This is a genomic window from Pseudomonas corrugata, from assembly GCF_001269905.1.
GTDB classification, from domain to species: Bacteria; Pseudomonadota; Gammaproteobacteria; order Pseudomonadales; family Pseudomonadaceae; genus Aquipseudomonas; species Aquipseudomonas corrugata.
In genome coordinates this window covers 120,123-134,535 of sequence record NZ_LHVK01000014.1, presented here as the reverse complement: position 1 = coordinate 134,535, position 14,413 = coordinate 120,123, and the positions used below count along the sequence as shown (strand labels likewise).

The following is a 14,413-nucleotide window of genomic DNA, read 5'->3' as shown; positions in this document are numbered from 1 at the left end:
CTTGACGCCCCCCTGAAAAACCCGTTTAATGCGCCCCGTTGCCCAGATAGCTCAGTCGGTAGAGCAGGGGATTGAAAATCCCCGTGTCGGCGGTTCGATTCCGTCTCTGGGCACCAAATACCGAAAACCCCGATCAAGCAATTGATCGGGGTTTTTTATTGCCTGGGTTTATTCCACCGTCTCGCCGACTCAGTTACATTCGCCCCTCGTTGCTCTCCCTTCCCTAACAAACGAGTCGTCATGGACATCACCGGCATCCCCTTCGGCACCACCGACTGGTCAACCATCGAACCGACCGAACACAAAGGCGTCACCGGAACGGCATATTGGCGGACCCGGCAGTTCGGGAATATCCGGGTGCGGATGGTGGAATACACGGCGGGATACCTCGCCGACCACTGGTGCATCAAAGGGCACATCCTGTTTTGCCTGAAAGGTGAGCTGAACACCGAGCTGGAGGATGGACGGCACTTCGTGCTCAAGGCTGGCATGAGCTACCAGGTGGCCGACCAGGCCGAGCCCCATCGTTCTTCGACTTCCCAGGGTGCCACCTTGTTCGTGGTGGATTGAGGTTCGAAGCATTGGCCTTGAGGCTGTAGGATATACAGCTTCAATTCACGTCAGGAATCCGGCCCATGGCATCGGCGAACAAACAGCAGAAACGTAACCAGCGCGCCAAAGCGAAAGCCAAGCAGAACCGCGTTCAACGTGCCGCTGCGCCGAACGACTTCCTGGACCCGAACGATGAGCGCATCGATCTGGAAACGGTGGACCTGTCCGATCTGTTCAACCAGATGCGCACGGCTGAAAAAGTCAGTCAGCAGGCCATGTGCGCCGCCTTCCTAGGGCATCCACTGCTGGCGCTGGTGCTGGAACAGGAAGGTGAGGAAGAAGCCACGGACTTCATCTTTACCGCCTTGATCGAATACCGTCGCCTGACCACGGGAGTTGACGAGCAAACTGCACTGGACTGGGTCGAAAGCCCCCAGTTCCAGGCCGATTACGTCGCAGCATCCCGGCAACTGACGCAAGCGTCTGATTAACTTCGGTGACTACGAGGCTGCCCGGTCAAACTGGGTAGCCTGCGTCAGAACTTTCCGCACACCGACACTTTCTTCGGACAGCGCCTACAGGTTCTGACGCAACAGACATAACGCTGCCTCAAACCGATCCTGCATGTATCTGTCGCTTTTCATCCAGGTCAATCAGCCTCGTCCGGCATCATCGAAATACCGATTGAAGCATCCTTTTCTGGACCGCCCACCACTTCGGCTGATATTCGATGAGTCCACTTTTATCCCAAGACGATCCAAAGCTTGCGCCACTGATCAACGAACTCGGTGAACTGATCCAGCAGGCACGTCGTAAAGTGCTGCGCGCCGTTGATACCCTTCAAGTACAGACCTGCTGGCAGATCGGCCGGCATATCGTTGAATTCGAGCAGCGAGGAGCTGAGCGGGCGGCTTATGGGAAACAACTGCTGCCAATTCTGGCAAGAACACTTACGGCGAAGTTTGGAAAAGGGTTCGATGCCTCGAATCTGCGTTATATGCGGCTTTTTTATCAGGCATTTCCAAAGTGTGACGCACTGCGTCACGAATTGAGCTGGACCCACTACCGCACGCTTCTCCGGGTGGAGAACGACAACGCCCGGCATTGGTACATGAACGAAACCGCCACACAGAACTGGTCCACCCGCGCCCTGGAACGGCAAATCGGAACCTTCTACTACGAGCGCCTGCTGGCAAGCCGCGACCGGCCAAAGGTGAAGCAAGAGGCCTCGGACAACCTGAAAGCTTTCGATCTCGGCCCAAGGGATATCGTCAGGGACCCGGTCGTCCTGGAGTTTCTCGGACTGCCCAATGCCGGCCTCCTGCTGGAAACCGACCTGGAACAGGCCCTGATCGACCAACTGCAGGGATTCCTCCTCGAACTGGGCAAGGGCTTTGCCTTCGTTGCCCGTCAGCAGCGCATCAGCACCGAGAGCAAGGACTTCTACGTCGACCTCGTGTTCTACAACTATCTGCTCAAATGCTTTGTGATCGTCGACCTCAAGCGCGGCGAACTCAGCCACCAGGACATCGGCCAGATGGACATGTACGTCCGCCTCTACGACGACCTGAGACGCGGCCCGGATGACAAACCCACCGTCGGCATCATTCTCTGTGCGCAGAAGGACGAGTCGGTGGTGCGCTACTCAGTGCTGCAAGGCAACGAACAGCTCTTCGCCAGTCAGTACCAACTTGTACTCCCGACAGAAGAAGAACTGCGCAATGAGTTGGATCGTGAGCGAGCCCGGCTTGAAGAGCGACCATCGGGTACACCTGCAGAAGGCCACTGACACCCTTGCGCCGATCCGCAGATGCGTTCCAAGGGGGCATTATCCGAGTCCGAAGCGGTAAACTACCCGCCTAACAGACCACCGACCGTGCCGAAATGGCTTGAGCCGGGCACTGCCACCTGACGAATTGGAAACCGAAGCCCAATGGCCTCATTGAACAAGCAGCAGAAACGCGCCAAGCGTGCCAAAGACAAAGCGAAGCAGATCCGCATGACCGGGCGTAAGTCCATTCCAATGTACGGCGACCCAGCCCATGCCACCGCGCAGCCGCCCGTCTATGTGCTGGAGCTGTTCGCCAAGCTACGTGAAGCCGAAGCTGTCAGCCGAAGCGAATTGCTCGACACGCTGCTGTCTTCCCTGAGCGTGATGATCAGCGAACGTCCAGGCCTGCTGGACCTGAAGAACGCCGAGAACGAAAGCATGGCAGCAACCAATCTGGCCGCCGACATGCTGGTGGATTACCGCATGTGGGCCGACGACATGGACCGCGAAACGGCACAACGCTGGCTCAGCACCCCTGAATTCATCAAGGACTTCGGCGAAGCGCTGGACCGTTATCGCCAATCGATGGAAGAGCCCGCCGGCGAGTAAGCCGATTGGCTATTCGTCACCGTTCCAATGGAACACCAGATTGCGTGCGGCCCCGCTGCCTATGTCGGCGGTGTCGCGACGCTCCTCGCCATTGCGTGTCGCCATCACGGTGTATTTGCCCGGCGGCAGCTGCACATAAACCAGCGGTCCCGCGTCATCCAGCGTCAGCAGTGTTTGCCCCGACGCGTTGTGAATCGTGACGTGCACATCCGGGATGTATTTGTTTTCAGGCCCGACCGCAAAAGTCATATGCAGGTTGTACCCGTGCGCCTGCCCGATGGCCCGGGCTTCGTCTTCGCCGATACCACCGGACAGGTAGGTGATGCCGTTTTGCTGCAGCGGCTGAACCTGCACGCCGGCGCTGTCTATTGGAGCGAGGTTGGTGGCGTTGAGCATGATGGAAAAAAGTAATACCCCTAAGCTCGTGAAGGGCAACAAAAAGCAACGAAAAAGCTTCATGGCGATAACTCCCACGGTTCGCCCATACAGGTTCCCTTTTGATTCGGGTCGCAGTCGTAGGTTTAGATCGATTGGAAGCATCCGCGCCACCGGCAGCCGTCAGAATCGTATATCCCATCGCCATATCCCAGTGGTAGCCTACGCTTGGATTTTTGGATTCGTGGAGGACTCCTGATGGAACAAACCACCCTTTTCATGAGCAACCGCAGCCAAGCGGTCCGGCTTCCCAAAGCAGTGGCGATGCCAAGCGACGTGAAGCGCGTAGATGTAATCGCCGTCGGCAGAGCCCGAATCATTACCCCGGCCGGAGAAGCATGGGACAGCTGGTTCGATGGAGATACCGTGACAGCTGACTTTATGACAGACCGCGATCAGCCCGCCGATCAGGAGCGTGAACCCTTCTAAATGATCAAATTCATGCTGGATACCAACATCTGTATTTTCACCATCAAGAACAAACCCCAGATGGTCAGAGAAGCTTTCAATCTGCATCACGGCCAGCTTTGCATTAGTGCCGTTACGCTGATGGAGCTGATCTACGGCGCAGAAAAGTCTTGCGCCCCAGAAAGAAATCTCGCCGTCATCGAAGGCTTCTGTGCTCGCCTTGAGGTTCTACCATTTGGTTATGAAGCTGCCGCACATACCGGAATGATTCGAGCCGAACTGGCGAAGGCAGGCAAGCCAATCGGCCCTTACGACCAAATGATTGCCGGCCATGCCCGTTCTCTCGGGCTGATCGTGATAACCAACAATCTGAAGGAGTTTGAAAGAGTTCCGGGACTGCGCACCGAAGATTGGACCGTTGCGAAAGGGCCAGAGTAACGCTCATCCGGTTAACCCTTCCAACCCCCGCCCAAAGCTGGCACCATCGCGCCTTTTTTTACGCGACTCCCGGGGATTTTCACCGGCAAACACGGTTCAAACAGCCGTTCGGTTGTTGATGGCGCGACAGTCTGCTGTACCGATGCGACAAACTGCCGCACATCACCGGTTTACCATCCGTAGCGCTGTTGGCGGCCATTCGGACGCATGCTAGCTTGGCCGCCTCGCCAAGGAAGGCCACCAACAGCAAGGGAGCACACACCATGAGGACCGCACATGGCCCAGGCCACGCCCGCGCTTGAAATCCGCAACCTGCACAAACGCTACGGACAGCTGGAGGTGCTCAAAGGCGTCTCGCTGACCGCCCGCGACGGCGATGTGATCTCGATCCTGGGCTCCTCCGGCTCTGGCAAGTCCACGTTCCTGCGTTGCATCAACCTGCTGGAGAATCCCAATCAGGGCGAGATCCTGGTGGCCGGTGAAGCGCTCAAGCTCAAGGCTGCGAAAAACGGTGAACTGGTGGCCGCCGACGGCAAACAGATCAATCGCATGCGCAGTGAGATTGGCTTTGTGTTTCAAAACTTTAACCTCTGGCCACACATGAGCGTGCTCGACAACATCACCGAAGCCCCACGCCGGGTGCTCGGCCAGAGTAAGGCCGAAGCGGTTGAAGTAGCCGAAGCCTTGCTGGCCAAGGTCGGCATCGCCGACAAGCGCCATGCCTATCCCGCCGAGCTGTCAGGCGGCCAGCAGCAACGCGCCGCCATCGCTCGCACCCTGGCGATGCAACCCAAAGTGATCCTGTTCGACGAGCCCACCTCCGCCCTTGACCCGGAAATGGTCCAGGAAGTACTTAATGTGATCCGCGCTCTGGCCGAAGAAGGTCGCACCATGCTGTTGGTGACCCACGAAATGGGGTTCGCCCGTCAGGTCTCCAGCGAAGTGGTGTTCCTGCATCAGGGCCTGGTCGAAGAACAAGGATCGCCACAGCAGGTCTTCGAAAACCCGCTTTCGGCACGCTGTAAACAATTCATGTCCAGCAACCGCTAACGGAGCAGTGCATATGCAGAATTACAAGAAGTTCCTTTTGGCCGCAGCCGCCACCCTGGTGTTTTCGGCCAATGCCATGGCAGCCGAAAAGCTGAAGATGGGCATCGAAGCGGCCTATCCGCCGTTCAACAACAAGGACGCCAGCGGCCAGGTCGTGGGCTTCGACAAGGACATCGGCGACGCCCTGTGCGCCAAGATGAAAGTCGAATGCGAAGTGGTCACCTCCGACTGGGACGGCATCATCCCTGCCTTGAACGCCAAGAAATTCGACTTCCTGATCTCCTCTTTGTCGATCACTGAAGAGCGTAAGCAGGCCGTGGACTTCACCGACCCGTACTACTCCAACAAACTGCAATTCATCGCGCCGAAGAATGTCGAGTTCAAGACCGATAAAGATTCGCTCAAAGGCAAGGTCATCGGTGCTCAACGCGCGACCCTCGCCGGTACCTGGCTGGAAGACGAACTGGGCAGCGACATCACCGCCAAGCTCTACGACACCCAGGAAAACGCCTACCTGGACCTGACCTCCGGCCGCGTCGACGCGATCCTGGCGGACAAATACGTGAACTACGACTGGCTGAAAACCGACGCCGGCCGCGCTTACGAATTCAAGGGCGACCCGGTGGTGGAAAGTGACAAGATCGGCATCGCCGTACGCAAGGGTGACGACGACCTGCGCAACAAGCTGAACGCCGCGCTGAAAGAAATCGTTGCCGACGGTACCTATAAAAAGATCAACGACAAGTACTTCCCGTTCAACATCTACTGATGCGAACGTGCCTGGCCGGCGCTGCAGCACCGCAGCGCCGGCACTTAGCAAAGCCTGCCGTGATATGAACACATACCCATGATGATCGACCTCTACGGATTCGGCCCGGCGCTTGCCGCCGGTGCACTGATGACCGTCAAACTGGCGCTCTCGGCCCTGTGCCTGGGCCTTGTGCTCGGCCTGCTGGGCGCCCTGGCCAAGACATCTGCCCACAAGCCGCTGCAATGGCTGGGCGGCACCTATTCGACACTGGTCCGCGGCGTCCCGGAATTGCTCTGGGTTCTGCTGATCTACTTCGGCACCATCAATCTGCTGGGGGCGTTGGGTAAGTACTTCGGCAATCCGGACCTGGCCCTCGACCCCTTCTCCGCTGGCGTCATCGCCTTGGGCCTGTGCTTTGGCGCCTACGCCACGGAAGTGTTTCGTGGCGCGATCCTGGCAATCCCCAAAGGTCACCGCGAAGCCGGCGTGGCCCTGGGTCTGTCGAAATGGCGGATCTTCACCAAATTGATCATGCCGCAGATGTGGCGCATTGCTCTGCCCGGCCTGGGCAACCTGTTCATGATCCTGATGAAGGACACCGCGTTGGTCTCGGTGATCGGCCTGGAAGAGATCATGCGCCACGCACAGATCGGCGTGACCGTGTCCAAGCAACCCTTCACCTTCTACATGGTGGCCGCGTTCATGTACCTGGGTCTGACCGTCCTCGCCATGACCGGCATGCATCTGCTGGAACGACGCGCCGCCCGCGGCTTTGCCAGGAGTACCCAATGAACTGGGAAGTCATCATCAAGTGGATGCCGAGGCTGGCCCAGGGAGCGACCCTGACCCTGGAGTTGGTCGCCATAGCCGTGATCGCCGGCCTGCTGCTGGCGATTCCGCTGGGCATCGCCCGTTCCTCGCGCCTGTGGTACGTAAGGGCATTGCCGTACGCCTACATTTTCTTTTTCCGTGGCACGCCGCTGCTGGTCCAACTGTTTCTGGTCTATTACGGCCTGGCGCAATTCGATGCCGTACGCAGCAGTGCGTTATGGCCATACCTGCGGGATCCGTTCTGGTGCGCCACCGCCACCATGACCTTGCACACCGCCGCCTACATCGCCGAGATCCTGCGCGGCGCGATCCAGGCCATCCCCAAAGGCGAGATCGAAGCCGCGCGAGCCCTGGGCATGTCGCGGCCCAAGGCGCTGTTCTACATCATGCTGCCGCGGGCCGCGCGCATCGGACTACCGGCCTATAGCAACGAAGTGATCCTGATGCTCAAGGCCAGCGCCCTGGCGAGCACCGTGACCCTGCTGGAACTCACCGGCATGGCCCGTACCATCATTGCCCGGACCTACCTGCCCGTGGAGATTTTTTTCGCAGCCGGCTTGTTCTACCTGGTGATAGCGTTCCTGCTGGTGCAAGGCTTCAAACAGCTGGAACGGTGGTTACGCGTCGATGCCTGCCAGGGGCGCTGAAACCGAGGTGTTGACGGGCGCAGCGCTGCTCGCCCGTTTCATCGAGCTGGACGGATTTCTCACGGCACACCAGAGGCTGTGGAAACCACGCCCGTTTACCCACTTGCAACTGCCTTGGGAAGCGTCCCATCCGGAACTCGCCCAGTGGCTACGCAGGCGCTCGCTGGAAGACGCAGAGAACGACCATCACCAGCCCTGGCTGATTGAACAGGCGCCAGCGCCGTTTCCGGAGCTGGCGATGCTTTCCCACGCATTGAGCACCGTCGCAGCATTACCCGGCAAACAGCTCGAAACACCGACCCAGCGCCTCAACGTCGACGTGCCCGGTCGCAAGTGGCAGCAGATTGAAGCCTTCGCCAGCCGCCTGCAATTCTCCACCGAACCGACCCATTGGCTCGACTAGTGCGCCGGCAAAGGCCACCTCGGCAGACGCTTGCTGCACGGCGATCAACAGCTGACGTGCCTGGAATACGATCCCGCATTGGTCGTCAACGGCCAGCAACTGAGCCAGCGTCACCACCTGGCCGCCACGCATCTGCAACAAGACGTATTGGCACCGGAGGCCGCCCAGGCGATCCAGGCCGAGCACACGCCAGTAGCCCTGCACGCCTGTGGCGACCTGCACGTCCGGCTGATGCAACTGGCCAGCGCCGTCGGTTGCGCCCAGCTGGCGATTGCACCCTGCTGTTATAACCGCATCAGCGCTGACTGTTATCAGGCACTGTCCGACGCCGCCCGAGGCTCTGCCCTACAGCTGTCCGTCGACGATCTCGGCTTGCCACTGACCGAAACCGTTACCGCCGGAGCCCGTGTGCGCAGACAACGGGATCAGTCCATGGCCTGGCGCCTGGGTTTCGACCTGCTGCAACGACAAATCCGAGGCCGCAACGACTACCTCCCCACCCCCTCGCTCCCCACCGCGTGGCTGGATAAATCCTTCGCCCAGTACTGCATCGATCTGGCAGCCCTGAAAAACCTCTCCATCATCGGCACGCCAGATTGGGCCGCCGTAGAAGCAGCGGGTCATCAACGCTTGGTCGAGGTGCGTAACCTGGAACTGGTGCGCGGACTTTTCCGACGGCCACTGGAGCTTTGGCTGGCGTTGGATCGAGCACTTTTCCTTACTGAAAAAGGCTACGACGTTCACCTTGGCACTTTCTGCGACACACCCATTACGCCACGAAACCTGATGTTGCTGGCAGAGCGTTGCCAAGGTGAGACAGCCTGTGGATAACTCTGTTGATGGAATATGCCGGGATCCAATAAATCCGCGTTTTGTTGAGCAAATCATGACTGGTCATTTTTTGTTCATCAGAATAAAAAACCATTAAAACAGTCATTTGCATGCGAATGAGAAGGCTGTCACAAAATCGCAAGACGCCACCCGTCCAGTCGGGTCCGTTGTGCATAAGCGCTCAAGCAAATCGGCATAACGGTCGAAATCAGGGCTGGAAATGCACCAGCATCTACATCCCTACCAGCGCCAAACAGGTCGAAGCCCGCTACAGGACATCCCGAACAACCGCACCTGCCAGGCCCTGTACAAACCACGAAAGCTTCCGGTTCCCACCCGACCTACGCCCCCGGCAAAAATAGTCAGAATTCAGGGGTTTACAGAAATCACTCAATCGCTATAATCGTCGCCCACACGCCGGTATAGCTCAGATGGTAGAGCAACTGACTTGTAATCAGTAGGTCCCGGGTTCGATTCCTGGTGCCGGCACCATACAAGACGAAGCCCTCGCAGAAATGCGAGGGCTTTGTTGTTTCTGGAGGTTGAACCTTCCTAGGAGCTAGATAAGACCGATATCGCCTTATCGGCATCCACAGACCGAACCTTGCCTGCGCTCCTACCCGTTACAATTTCACGTCAGGACAATGTTGACGGTCTCTTACACCGACCTATAATGCACCCCAACACACCCGCCAAGCCTAGGTTGACCCAGTCAGCAAGCTCAAATCGTGCGGGTTTTTTTTGCCCGGAGAAAACTACATGAGGCCCTTCGACAAACCGGCTCTCAGCGTAGAACAACAATTGGAACTGCTAAAGCAACGAGGTTTGCACATCGCCAACGATGATCGGGCCATGCGTTTTCTCGAAGTGGTCACGCTGTTTCGCCTGAGTCCCTATATGCGCCCCTTTCAGGAGTCAGATCCTGAACATACTTTCAAGCCCGGCAGCAAACTGAAGGCAATCGTCGATATCTACCGCTTCGATGGTTCGTTACGGCGCATCACCATGGATGCCATCGAACGTGTCGAAGTCGCCATACGAGCGACTATCAGCAATCATATGTGCCCCAAGTACGGGCCTGACTGGATAGCTGACGCGTCAGTCTTCTCCTCTTCATACTCACACCCCGATCTGTTGCGTCCGTTGCGGGAGCAATTGAATAAGGAACGCAACAAACTCAGACGAGATATCGACCGCATCAAAAAGGGCCGGCAAGCCGATGGGCTCCAACAACAGCGGATAGAAAACCGCATGCGTGACAACTACTTCCGATATTACGCTGCAACCTATGCCTCCCCTGAGCTGCCACCCGCCTGGGCGGTCCTGGAAGAACTCAGCCTTGGGACGGTATCTACCCTCTTCAATGCCATAGGCAAAAGCGCCGACAAGAAAGCTATCGCCACCAGATTCAGCCTACCCTTCGAAGTACTGGCCTCCTGGCTACACACGCTGACCTTCATTCGCAACTGCTGTGCCCACCACTCACGACTATGGAACCGAGAGCTCTCGATTCGACCGTCCTTACCTAAAGAATGGGCCATTCCCACTGCCCCCGCCGACCAGCCTCAGCCCAAACAGCGGCTATACGTCGTATTTACGATGCTGGCCTACCTAACCGACTTGATCAGCCCAGACAGCCAGTGGAAGCTTCGCCTGGCCGAAATCATGGATCAGCAGGAACTGGATTACTTGAAGCTCATGGGATTTCCAAATGATTGGAAAGATCAACAGCAATGGCGCCTAGCGTAGAGAAACTGGAAACAGATTGCGGTAAATTCCCTGCTTCACTGCTGACTGACACCTCTATCCTGAGAAGGGCAGTTGCCTTCAAAAAATAGCGGAGGCAGCCGCAAAAAAGCTAAGCTGACAAGCCACGGCTGAATGTGGCCAACGTAGGGAAACGATGCATGAGAACTGACGAACCGAGCAAAGGACGCATCGCTAAATCAGCGCGAGATGAGTTCAGTTCTACTACGAAAAGCATGCTTGCACTGCGCGTTGCCTACCGTTGCTCATTTAGAAACTGCGACAAGACAACCATCGGCCCAAGCGATTCCGCCATTACCAAAACCATAAGCATCGGTGAGGCTGCCCATATCACCGCTGCTGCACCGGGAGGCGCGCGGTACGATCCCACCCTGACCCCAGAGCAGAGGACTAGCATCAGCAACGGGATATGGATGTGTAAAATTCACGCTCGGCTCATCGATGTTGATCCCTCTATCTACCCCGCACACTTACTCCGCACAATGAAAGCCGAGCACGAAGCGCGCATAAATCTTGAAATTTCCGGTTTAAACCCTGGACGAAACGCTTTTGACTTCATAGCCATCGGCCCGTCGATAGTTTTTGTCGGTGATTTAGTAGCTGCAGAGCAGAGCAAGTGGAGCTATCGCGTAGAGCACTTCGTAATAGGAAATCTTTCTGAACTGTTGAGATACATAGACCAGTTCGAAAGCGCAGATCCTTATGATAAATACGTGCTCGTCAATGAACTTGGTGACGGCCGCGAACTGTTGGCCGCGCCGTCATGGTCGAAAACCGGCAATGACTGCGTGATCACAACTCTGGTTAAGCCCAGTTTTCCGAAGATCGATGTCCATCAGCTTCCAATGACGATGGCACTGGGTGACGACCATGACTTTCAAATACTCAACGGAAGTCTCGCTCGTATAAGAGGCTTGGAGGCGCTCCCTCAACAAGTCAAAACGTGTCTTTCAATGAGCCGTGGGGAGTCCTACTTCGCTCCCAGCTACGGCACGCGAATTCGTGAGTATTCCGTCGGTTTCTTTGGCTCGCCCTGGCTTCCACGTCTAATCAAGCTGGAGGCGATTAGGATGGCCGCAATTCCATACGTAGACAGCCACGGCATAACACCGCCGACGACGCCGTTGCGCTGTGTTCGGAAGGTTATTTCGATTGAGCAAATCGACACTGTCGGTGAGGGTGGCTGGTATCGATTCCGTGTCGATCTCGATATTGAGGGGTTAGGCGAATGGTCACGCGAAATGCCAATCCTCATATCCGAGAATCTCTGAGTGCCTATCCGCCACGTAACAGGCGAGCCAAAGCCCGCGGAACATAAGGGTTTTGGCGTGTCCGCACGTAACAAGGAACCACTTAACTCATTGTTTTATAAGTCTTAAGCACCTTCCTTTTAATCAGTAGGTCCCGGGTTCGACTCCTGGTGCCGGCACCATACAAGACGAAGCCCTCGCAGAAATGCGGGGGCTTTGTTGTTTCTGGGTGTTCACTTTTCCTCCACACCCTGAAAAAACCCGTGGGAGCGAGCCTGCTCGCGATGAGGCCATCAAACCCACCGACAGTCCTTCGGCCAAGACAGGACAGCCTTCTCAGAACACCACGACCGAGCATCCTCAACCAAACAGCATCTTTTGCCAGTGATCCTCTCCCACAATAGCAATTGAAGCACCCGCCTCCCGCAGCTCCACTGCCTTCATGATCTTCGTTCCATAGGTACTGTGCCGCCACTGCTCATTACCCACGCTGCCGACCACCAGGTAATGCACCTTCTTACTCACCCCGCCCCCAATCAAACCGCCACGCTCCTCCACCAATGCCTGGCAATCTTTACGCGGCCCAAAAGCCATGACGCCTGTAAATACAAACATTCGGCCATCCCACACCAAATCAGGGGCCGGAGAATTGAAGGGCAAGTCCGTCGGAGCAACGACAACAATCCCGCCAACCTTCGAGTTCTCAACATCCACGCCAGAAAAACTACGCAGCACGTTAAGCAGCTCAAGAGACTCGTCCGGGTCCAGAGCATCGTCCTGAAGCATGGATGCCAAACGCGAGTACAGCAGATTGATCACTGGGTCACTCAGATGGACGAGGTTGCTCTCCAACCATCGCTTGAGAAAAATCGCTTCGCTGGTGTTCACGACACCGTCCGCCGTGATCCCAGCCGCCAGCCCCAACAAGGCATCGGCAGCGCGCCGATCGATGCGTGTGTGGTTGAAGAATTTGCTGTTTTCGAACTCGCTGTGTAGGTCCATTACGGGGTCTCCTTTGGGTGCGCGTCTTGGCTCGATACGTAAGCAATACTGGCTGAGGGGATGTTGTATTGAAACGTAGCATTCCTGTGCACGATTCCCTCATTTTCTGATCAAGAAAATAAATCCGCCCCCTTTTTCGGGAGCGCTGGCAACGCGACAATCCATGGACTTGGCAGAGGAAACACCTTGAGTGGTTTTTGAATCACCAGCTAAACCAGCACACTGAATCGACGCGCTATTACTATTTGCTGACCATGCAATTACTCACTCATCGCTTAGGAAAATCCCCCTCGATCCACCGTGCGGGGGCGTCTCCCCTGTTAGTCGCTGCTAGCTGCCGGATTGCGTGCCATGACGATCCACGCCGCGCCGTCGATCATCACCGACCGCTCGCCGGGGAGGCCCGCAAAGGCGGCACGAACCGCGGCCCAGGCGTGGGCGCGGATGTCGTCGGGCTGATCCGCGAGCACAAGCGACAGCGGGCCGCCCTCGAAGGCCATCTTCACCGCATCGTCGATCGCCGCGTCCCGCGTCCCGCCCTCGCCGAACGGGATGGAAGCATCGAAGGGCGCGATAGCGATATCGGTAAATCCGGCCGCCGTCAGGATGCGCGTCACTCGTCCCCGGTCGCCGAACGAGAACGGGCCGGGCGCTTCTGGACCGGGCGGCGCGGGTAGCGGGACGATGTCCTTGATCGCGCCCATCGGCAGGCGCAGCCAATCGTTCTCGGCCACGCCGCGCCAGCAGACGAAAGCGACCCGCCCGCCCGGCCGCAGCGCACGCCGCATATGGGCAAACGCCCCAGTCGGATCGTCGAAGAACATCACCCCGAAACGCGAGAACAGGATGTCGAACGCTCCCTCGGGCAACTCGGTGCTGCTGGCGTCGGCCACCCGGAACAGGACCGGCGTATCCTTTGGTGCAAACGCACGCGCTCGGCCGATCAACGGTTCGGATATGTCCACGCCTAGCACATGGCCGCCCGCGCCGACCCGAGCGGCCAGAGCCAGACTCGAGGCACCCGCGCCGCAGCCGACGTCCAGCACGCGTTCGCCCGTCGCAGGCGCGGCGGCTTCTATCGCGGCCTGGCCGAACACCGCGAACATGGCGTCGAGCCGGGCCTGGTTGGCGGCCCAGTACTCTCCACTTTGGCCATTCCAGTCGGCTACCTGATAGGCATTTTGCTCTGTCATGACATCTCCTCGTTTTGATTCGCCTTAACTAGGCCGTGCAAAAGCCGGGAACGGCGACCTTCTGGAACAGGTGCGGGCTGCCTACGACGGATGACGGATAGGCCGAAAGCTTCGCGACGAACTCGGGATGGGTGAGGCCGGCGCGGACCGTCTCGGTGGATTCCCACACCACATAGTTCAGATAAGTCGGGCTATCGCCGATCGCTCGATGCAGTTGCATGGAAATGAAGCCCGGTAGCTTGGTTATGATCTCGGCGGCCGCCTTGAAAGCGTCCAGGAAGCCCGCTTCGTCGGCGTAATCGAGCGTGAAGAGGTTGATTAGCACGACTGGCGCGGCCGCGATGCCGAGTTGGCGCTCAAGCGGGAATTTATCGTCCAGCGGTTTGAATTTACGGTCTTGCGGCTTCAGGTCGGCCATGGTGATGCTCCCGTCTACTGCGAAATTGAAAATGGCATGATCGATGCTGCTTGGAAG

General features: G+C 57.6%; 16 protein-coding genes, 2 tRNA genes and 1 pseudogene. 15 read left to right on the top strand and 4 right to left on the bottom strand.

Annotated elements, in window-relative coordinates; all coding sequences use genetic code 11:
• The first annotated feature begins 40 nt into the window (after positions 1-40).
• The 5 genes from AD665_RS18910 to AD665_RS18890 all read left to right on the top strand — a co-directional run bounded on the left by AD665_RS18910 (position 41) and on the right by AD665_RS18890 (position 2,932).
• Positions 41-116, top strand: a tRNA-Phe gene (locus AD665_RS18910).
• 124 nt (positions 117-240) lie between these two features.
• Entirely contained in the window at positions 241-570 is a 330-nt protein-coding gene (locus AD665_RS18905) for a DHCW motif cupin fold protein (protein WP_024778046.1), read from the top strand.
• 65 nt (positions 571-635) lie between these two features.
• The gene (locus AD665_RS18900) at positions 636-1,043 is read left to right on the top strand and encodes a hypothetical protein (protein WP_024778045.1); all 408 of its coding nucleotides are present in this window, start codon (positions 636-638) and stop codon (positions 1,041-1,043) included.
• A 239-nt stretch (positions 1,044-1,282) separates the two neighbouring features.
• A complete protein-coding gene (locus AD665_RS18895; RefSeq protein ID WP_024778044.1) occupies positions 1,283-2,341 on the top strand; it encodes a PDDEXK nuclease domain-containing protein in 1,059 nt (352 codons plus the stop codon).
• A 144-nt stretch (positions 2,342-2,485) separates the two neighbouring features.
• Positions 2,486-2,932, top strand: a complete 447-nt coding sequence (locus AD665_RS18890; protein WP_024778043.1) for a hypothetical protein — start codon at positions 2,486-2,488, stop codon at positions 2,930-2,932.
• A gap of 9 nt (positions 2,933-2,941) precedes the next feature.
• On the opposite strand, the gene AD665_RS18885 is transcribed toward AD665_RS18890, so the two are convergent.
• The gene (locus AD665_RS18885; protein WP_024778042.1) at positions 2,942-3,391 is read right to left on the bottom strand and encodes a hypothetical protein; all 450 of its coding nucleotides are present in this window, start codon (positions 3,389-3,391) and stop codon (positions 2,942-2,944) included.
• A 174-nt stretch (positions 3,392-3,565) separates the two neighbouring features.
• On the opposite strand from AD665_RS18885, the gene vapB reads away from it, so the two are divergent.
• The 10 genes and pseudogenes from vapB to AD665_RS18835 all read left to right on the top strand — a co-directional run bounded on the left by vapB (position 3,566) and on the right by AD665_RS18835 (position 11,764).
• Positions 3,566-3,796 (top strand): type II toxin-antitoxin system VapB family antitoxin, encoded by a 231-nt coding sequence (gene vapB, locus AD665_RS18880; protein WP_024778041.1) that lies wholly within the window; start codon positions 3,566-3,568, stop codon positions 3,794-3,796.
• Positions 3,797-4,213: a type II toxin-antitoxin system tRNA(fMet)-specific endonuclease VapC gene (gene vapC / locus AD665_RS18875; protein ID WP_024778040.1), complete on the top strand. Its 417-nt coding sequence runs from the start codon at positions 3,797-3,799 to the stop codon at positions 4,211-4,213. It abuts the gene before it with no gap.
• Between the two features lie 276 nt (positions 4,214-4,489).
• Positions 4,490-5,263 (top strand): ABC transporter ATP-binding protein, encoded by a 774-nt coding sequence (locus tag AD665_RS18870; protein WP_024778039.1) that lies wholly within the window; start codon positions 4,490-4,492, stop codon positions 5,261-5,263.
• A 13-nt stretch (positions 5,264-5,276) separates the two neighbouring features.
• Positions 5,277-6,032 (top strand): ABC transporter substrate-binding protein, encoded by a 756-nt coding sequence (locus AD665_RS18865; protein ID WP_024778038.1) that lies wholly within the window; start codon positions 5,277-5,279, stop codon positions 6,030-6,032.
• A 78-nt stretch (positions 6,033-6,110) separates the two neighbouring features.
• Positions 6,111-6,806, top strand: coding sequence for an ABC transporter permease (locus tag AD665_RS18860; RefSeq protein ID WP_024778037.1), 696 nt, complete (start codon positions 6,111-6,113; stop codon positions 6,804-6,806).
• A complete protein-coding gene (locus AD665_RS18855) occupies positions 6,803-7,492 on the top strand; it encodes an ABC transporter permease (protein WP_024778036.1) in 690 nt (229 codons plus the stop codon). Before AD665_RS18860 ends, AD665_RS18855 begins: the two co-directional genes overlap by 4 nt.
• Positions 7,473-8,726, top strand: a pseudogene (locus tag AD665_RS18850) (methyltransferase). Before AD665_RS18855 ends, AD665_RS18850 begins: the two are co-directional and overlap by 20 nt.
• A gap of 416 nt (positions 8,727-9,142) precedes the next feature.
• Positions 9,143-9,218 (top strand) — tRNA-Thr (locus AD665_RS18845).
• A 267-nt stretch (positions 9,219-9,485) separates the two neighbouring features.
• A complete protein-coding gene (locus tag AD665_RS18840) occupies positions 9,486-10,475 on the top strand; it encodes an Abi family protein (protein ID WP_053193163.1) in 990 nt (329 codons plus the stop codon).
• 158 nt (positions 10,476-10,633) lie between these two features.
• Positions 10,634-11,764, top strand: coding sequence for a hypothetical protein (locus AD665_RS18835; protein ID WP_170167959.1), 1,131 nt, complete (start codon positions 10,634-10,636; stop codon positions 11,762-11,764).
• 339 nt (positions 11,765-12,103) lie between these two features.
• On the opposite strand, the gene AD665_RS18830 is transcribed toward AD665_RS18835, so the two are convergent.
• From AD665_RS18830 to AD665_RS18820, 3 genes are all read right to left on the bottom strand, one after another.
• Positions 12,104-12,745, bottom strand: coding sequence for a BRCT domain-containing protein (locus AD665_RS18830; RefSeq protein ID WP_053193161.1), 642 nt, complete (start codon positions 12,743-12,745; stop codon positions 12,104-12,106).
• A gap of 320 nt (positions 12,746-13,065) precedes the next feature.
• Positions 13,066-13,938: a class I SAM-dependent methyltransferase gene (locus AD665_RS18825; protein ID WP_053193159.1), complete on the bottom strand. Its 873-nt coding sequence runs from the start codon at positions 13,936-13,938 to the stop codon at positions 13,066-13,068.
• Between the two features lie 28 nt (positions 13,939-13,966).
• On the bottom strand, positions 13,967-14,356 hold the full coding sequence (locus AD665_RS18820) for an antibiotic biosynthesis monooxygenase family protein (RefSeq protein WP_053193157.1): 390 nt from the start codon (positions 14,354-14,356) through the stop codon (positions 13,967-13,969).
• Positions 14,357-14,413: the final 57 nt, after the last annotated feature.

Coding starts and splice junctions, on each gene's coding strand:
- AD665_RS18905 (WP_024778046.1), top strand. CDS start 241: ATGGACATCACCGGCATCCCCTTCGGCACCACCGACTGGTCAACCATC.
- AD665_RS18900 (WP_024778045.1), top strand. CDS start 636: ATGGCATCGGCGAACAAACAGCAGAAACGTAACCAGCGCGCCAAAGCG.
- AD665_RS18895 (WP_024778044.1), top strand. CDS start 1,283: ATGAGTCCACTTTTATCCCAAGACGATCCAAAGCTTGCGCCACTGATC.
- AD665_RS18890 (WP_024778043.1), top strand. CDS start 2,486: ATGGCCTCATTGAACAAGCAGCAGAAACGCGCCAAGCGTGCCAAAGAC.
- AD665_RS18885 (WP_024778042.1), bottom strand. CDS start 3,391: ATGAAGCTTTTTCGTTGCTTTTTGTTGCCCTTCACGAGCTTAGGGGTA.
- vapB (WP_024778041.1), top strand. CDS start 3,566: ATGGAACAAACCACCCTTTTCATGAGCAACCGCAGCCAAGCGGTCCGG.
- vapC (WP_024778040.1), top strand. CDS start 3,797: ATGATCAAATTCATGCTGGATACCAACATCTGTATTTTCACCATCAAG.
- AD665_RS18870 (WP_024778039.1), top strand. CDS start 4,490: ATGGCCCAGGCCACGCCCGCGCTTGAAATCCGCAACCTGCACAAACGC.
- AD665_RS18865 (WP_024778038.1), top strand. CDS start 5,277: ATGCAGAATTACAAGAAGTTCCTTTTGGCCGCAGCCGCCACCCTGGTG.
- AD665_RS18860 (WP_024778037.1), top strand. CDS start 6,111: ATGATGATCGACCTCTACGGATTCGGCCCGGCGCTTGCCGCCGGTGCA.
- AD665_RS18855 (WP_024778036.1), top strand. CDS start 6,803: ATGAACTGGGAAGTCATCATCAAGTGGATGCCGAGGCTGGCCCAGGGA.
- AD665_RS18840 (WP_053193163.1), top strand. CDS start 9,486: ATGAGGCCCTTCGACAAACCGGCTCTCAGCGTAGAACAACAATTGGAA.
- AD665_RS18835 (WP_170167959.1), top strand. CDS start 10,634: ATGAGAACTGACGAACCGAGCAAAGGACGCATCGCTAAATCAGCGCGA.
- AD665_RS18830 (WP_053193161.1), bottom strand. CDS start 12,745: ATGGACCTACACAGCGAGTTCGAAAACAGCAAATTCTTCAACCACACA.
- AD665_RS18825 (WP_053193159.1), bottom strand. CDS start 13,938: ATGACAGAGCAAAATGCCTATCAGGTAGCCGACTGGAATGGCCAAAGT.
- AD665_RS18820 (WP_053193157.1), bottom strand. CDS start 14,356: ATGGCCGACCTGAAGCCGCAAGACCGTAAATTCAAACCGCTGGACGAT.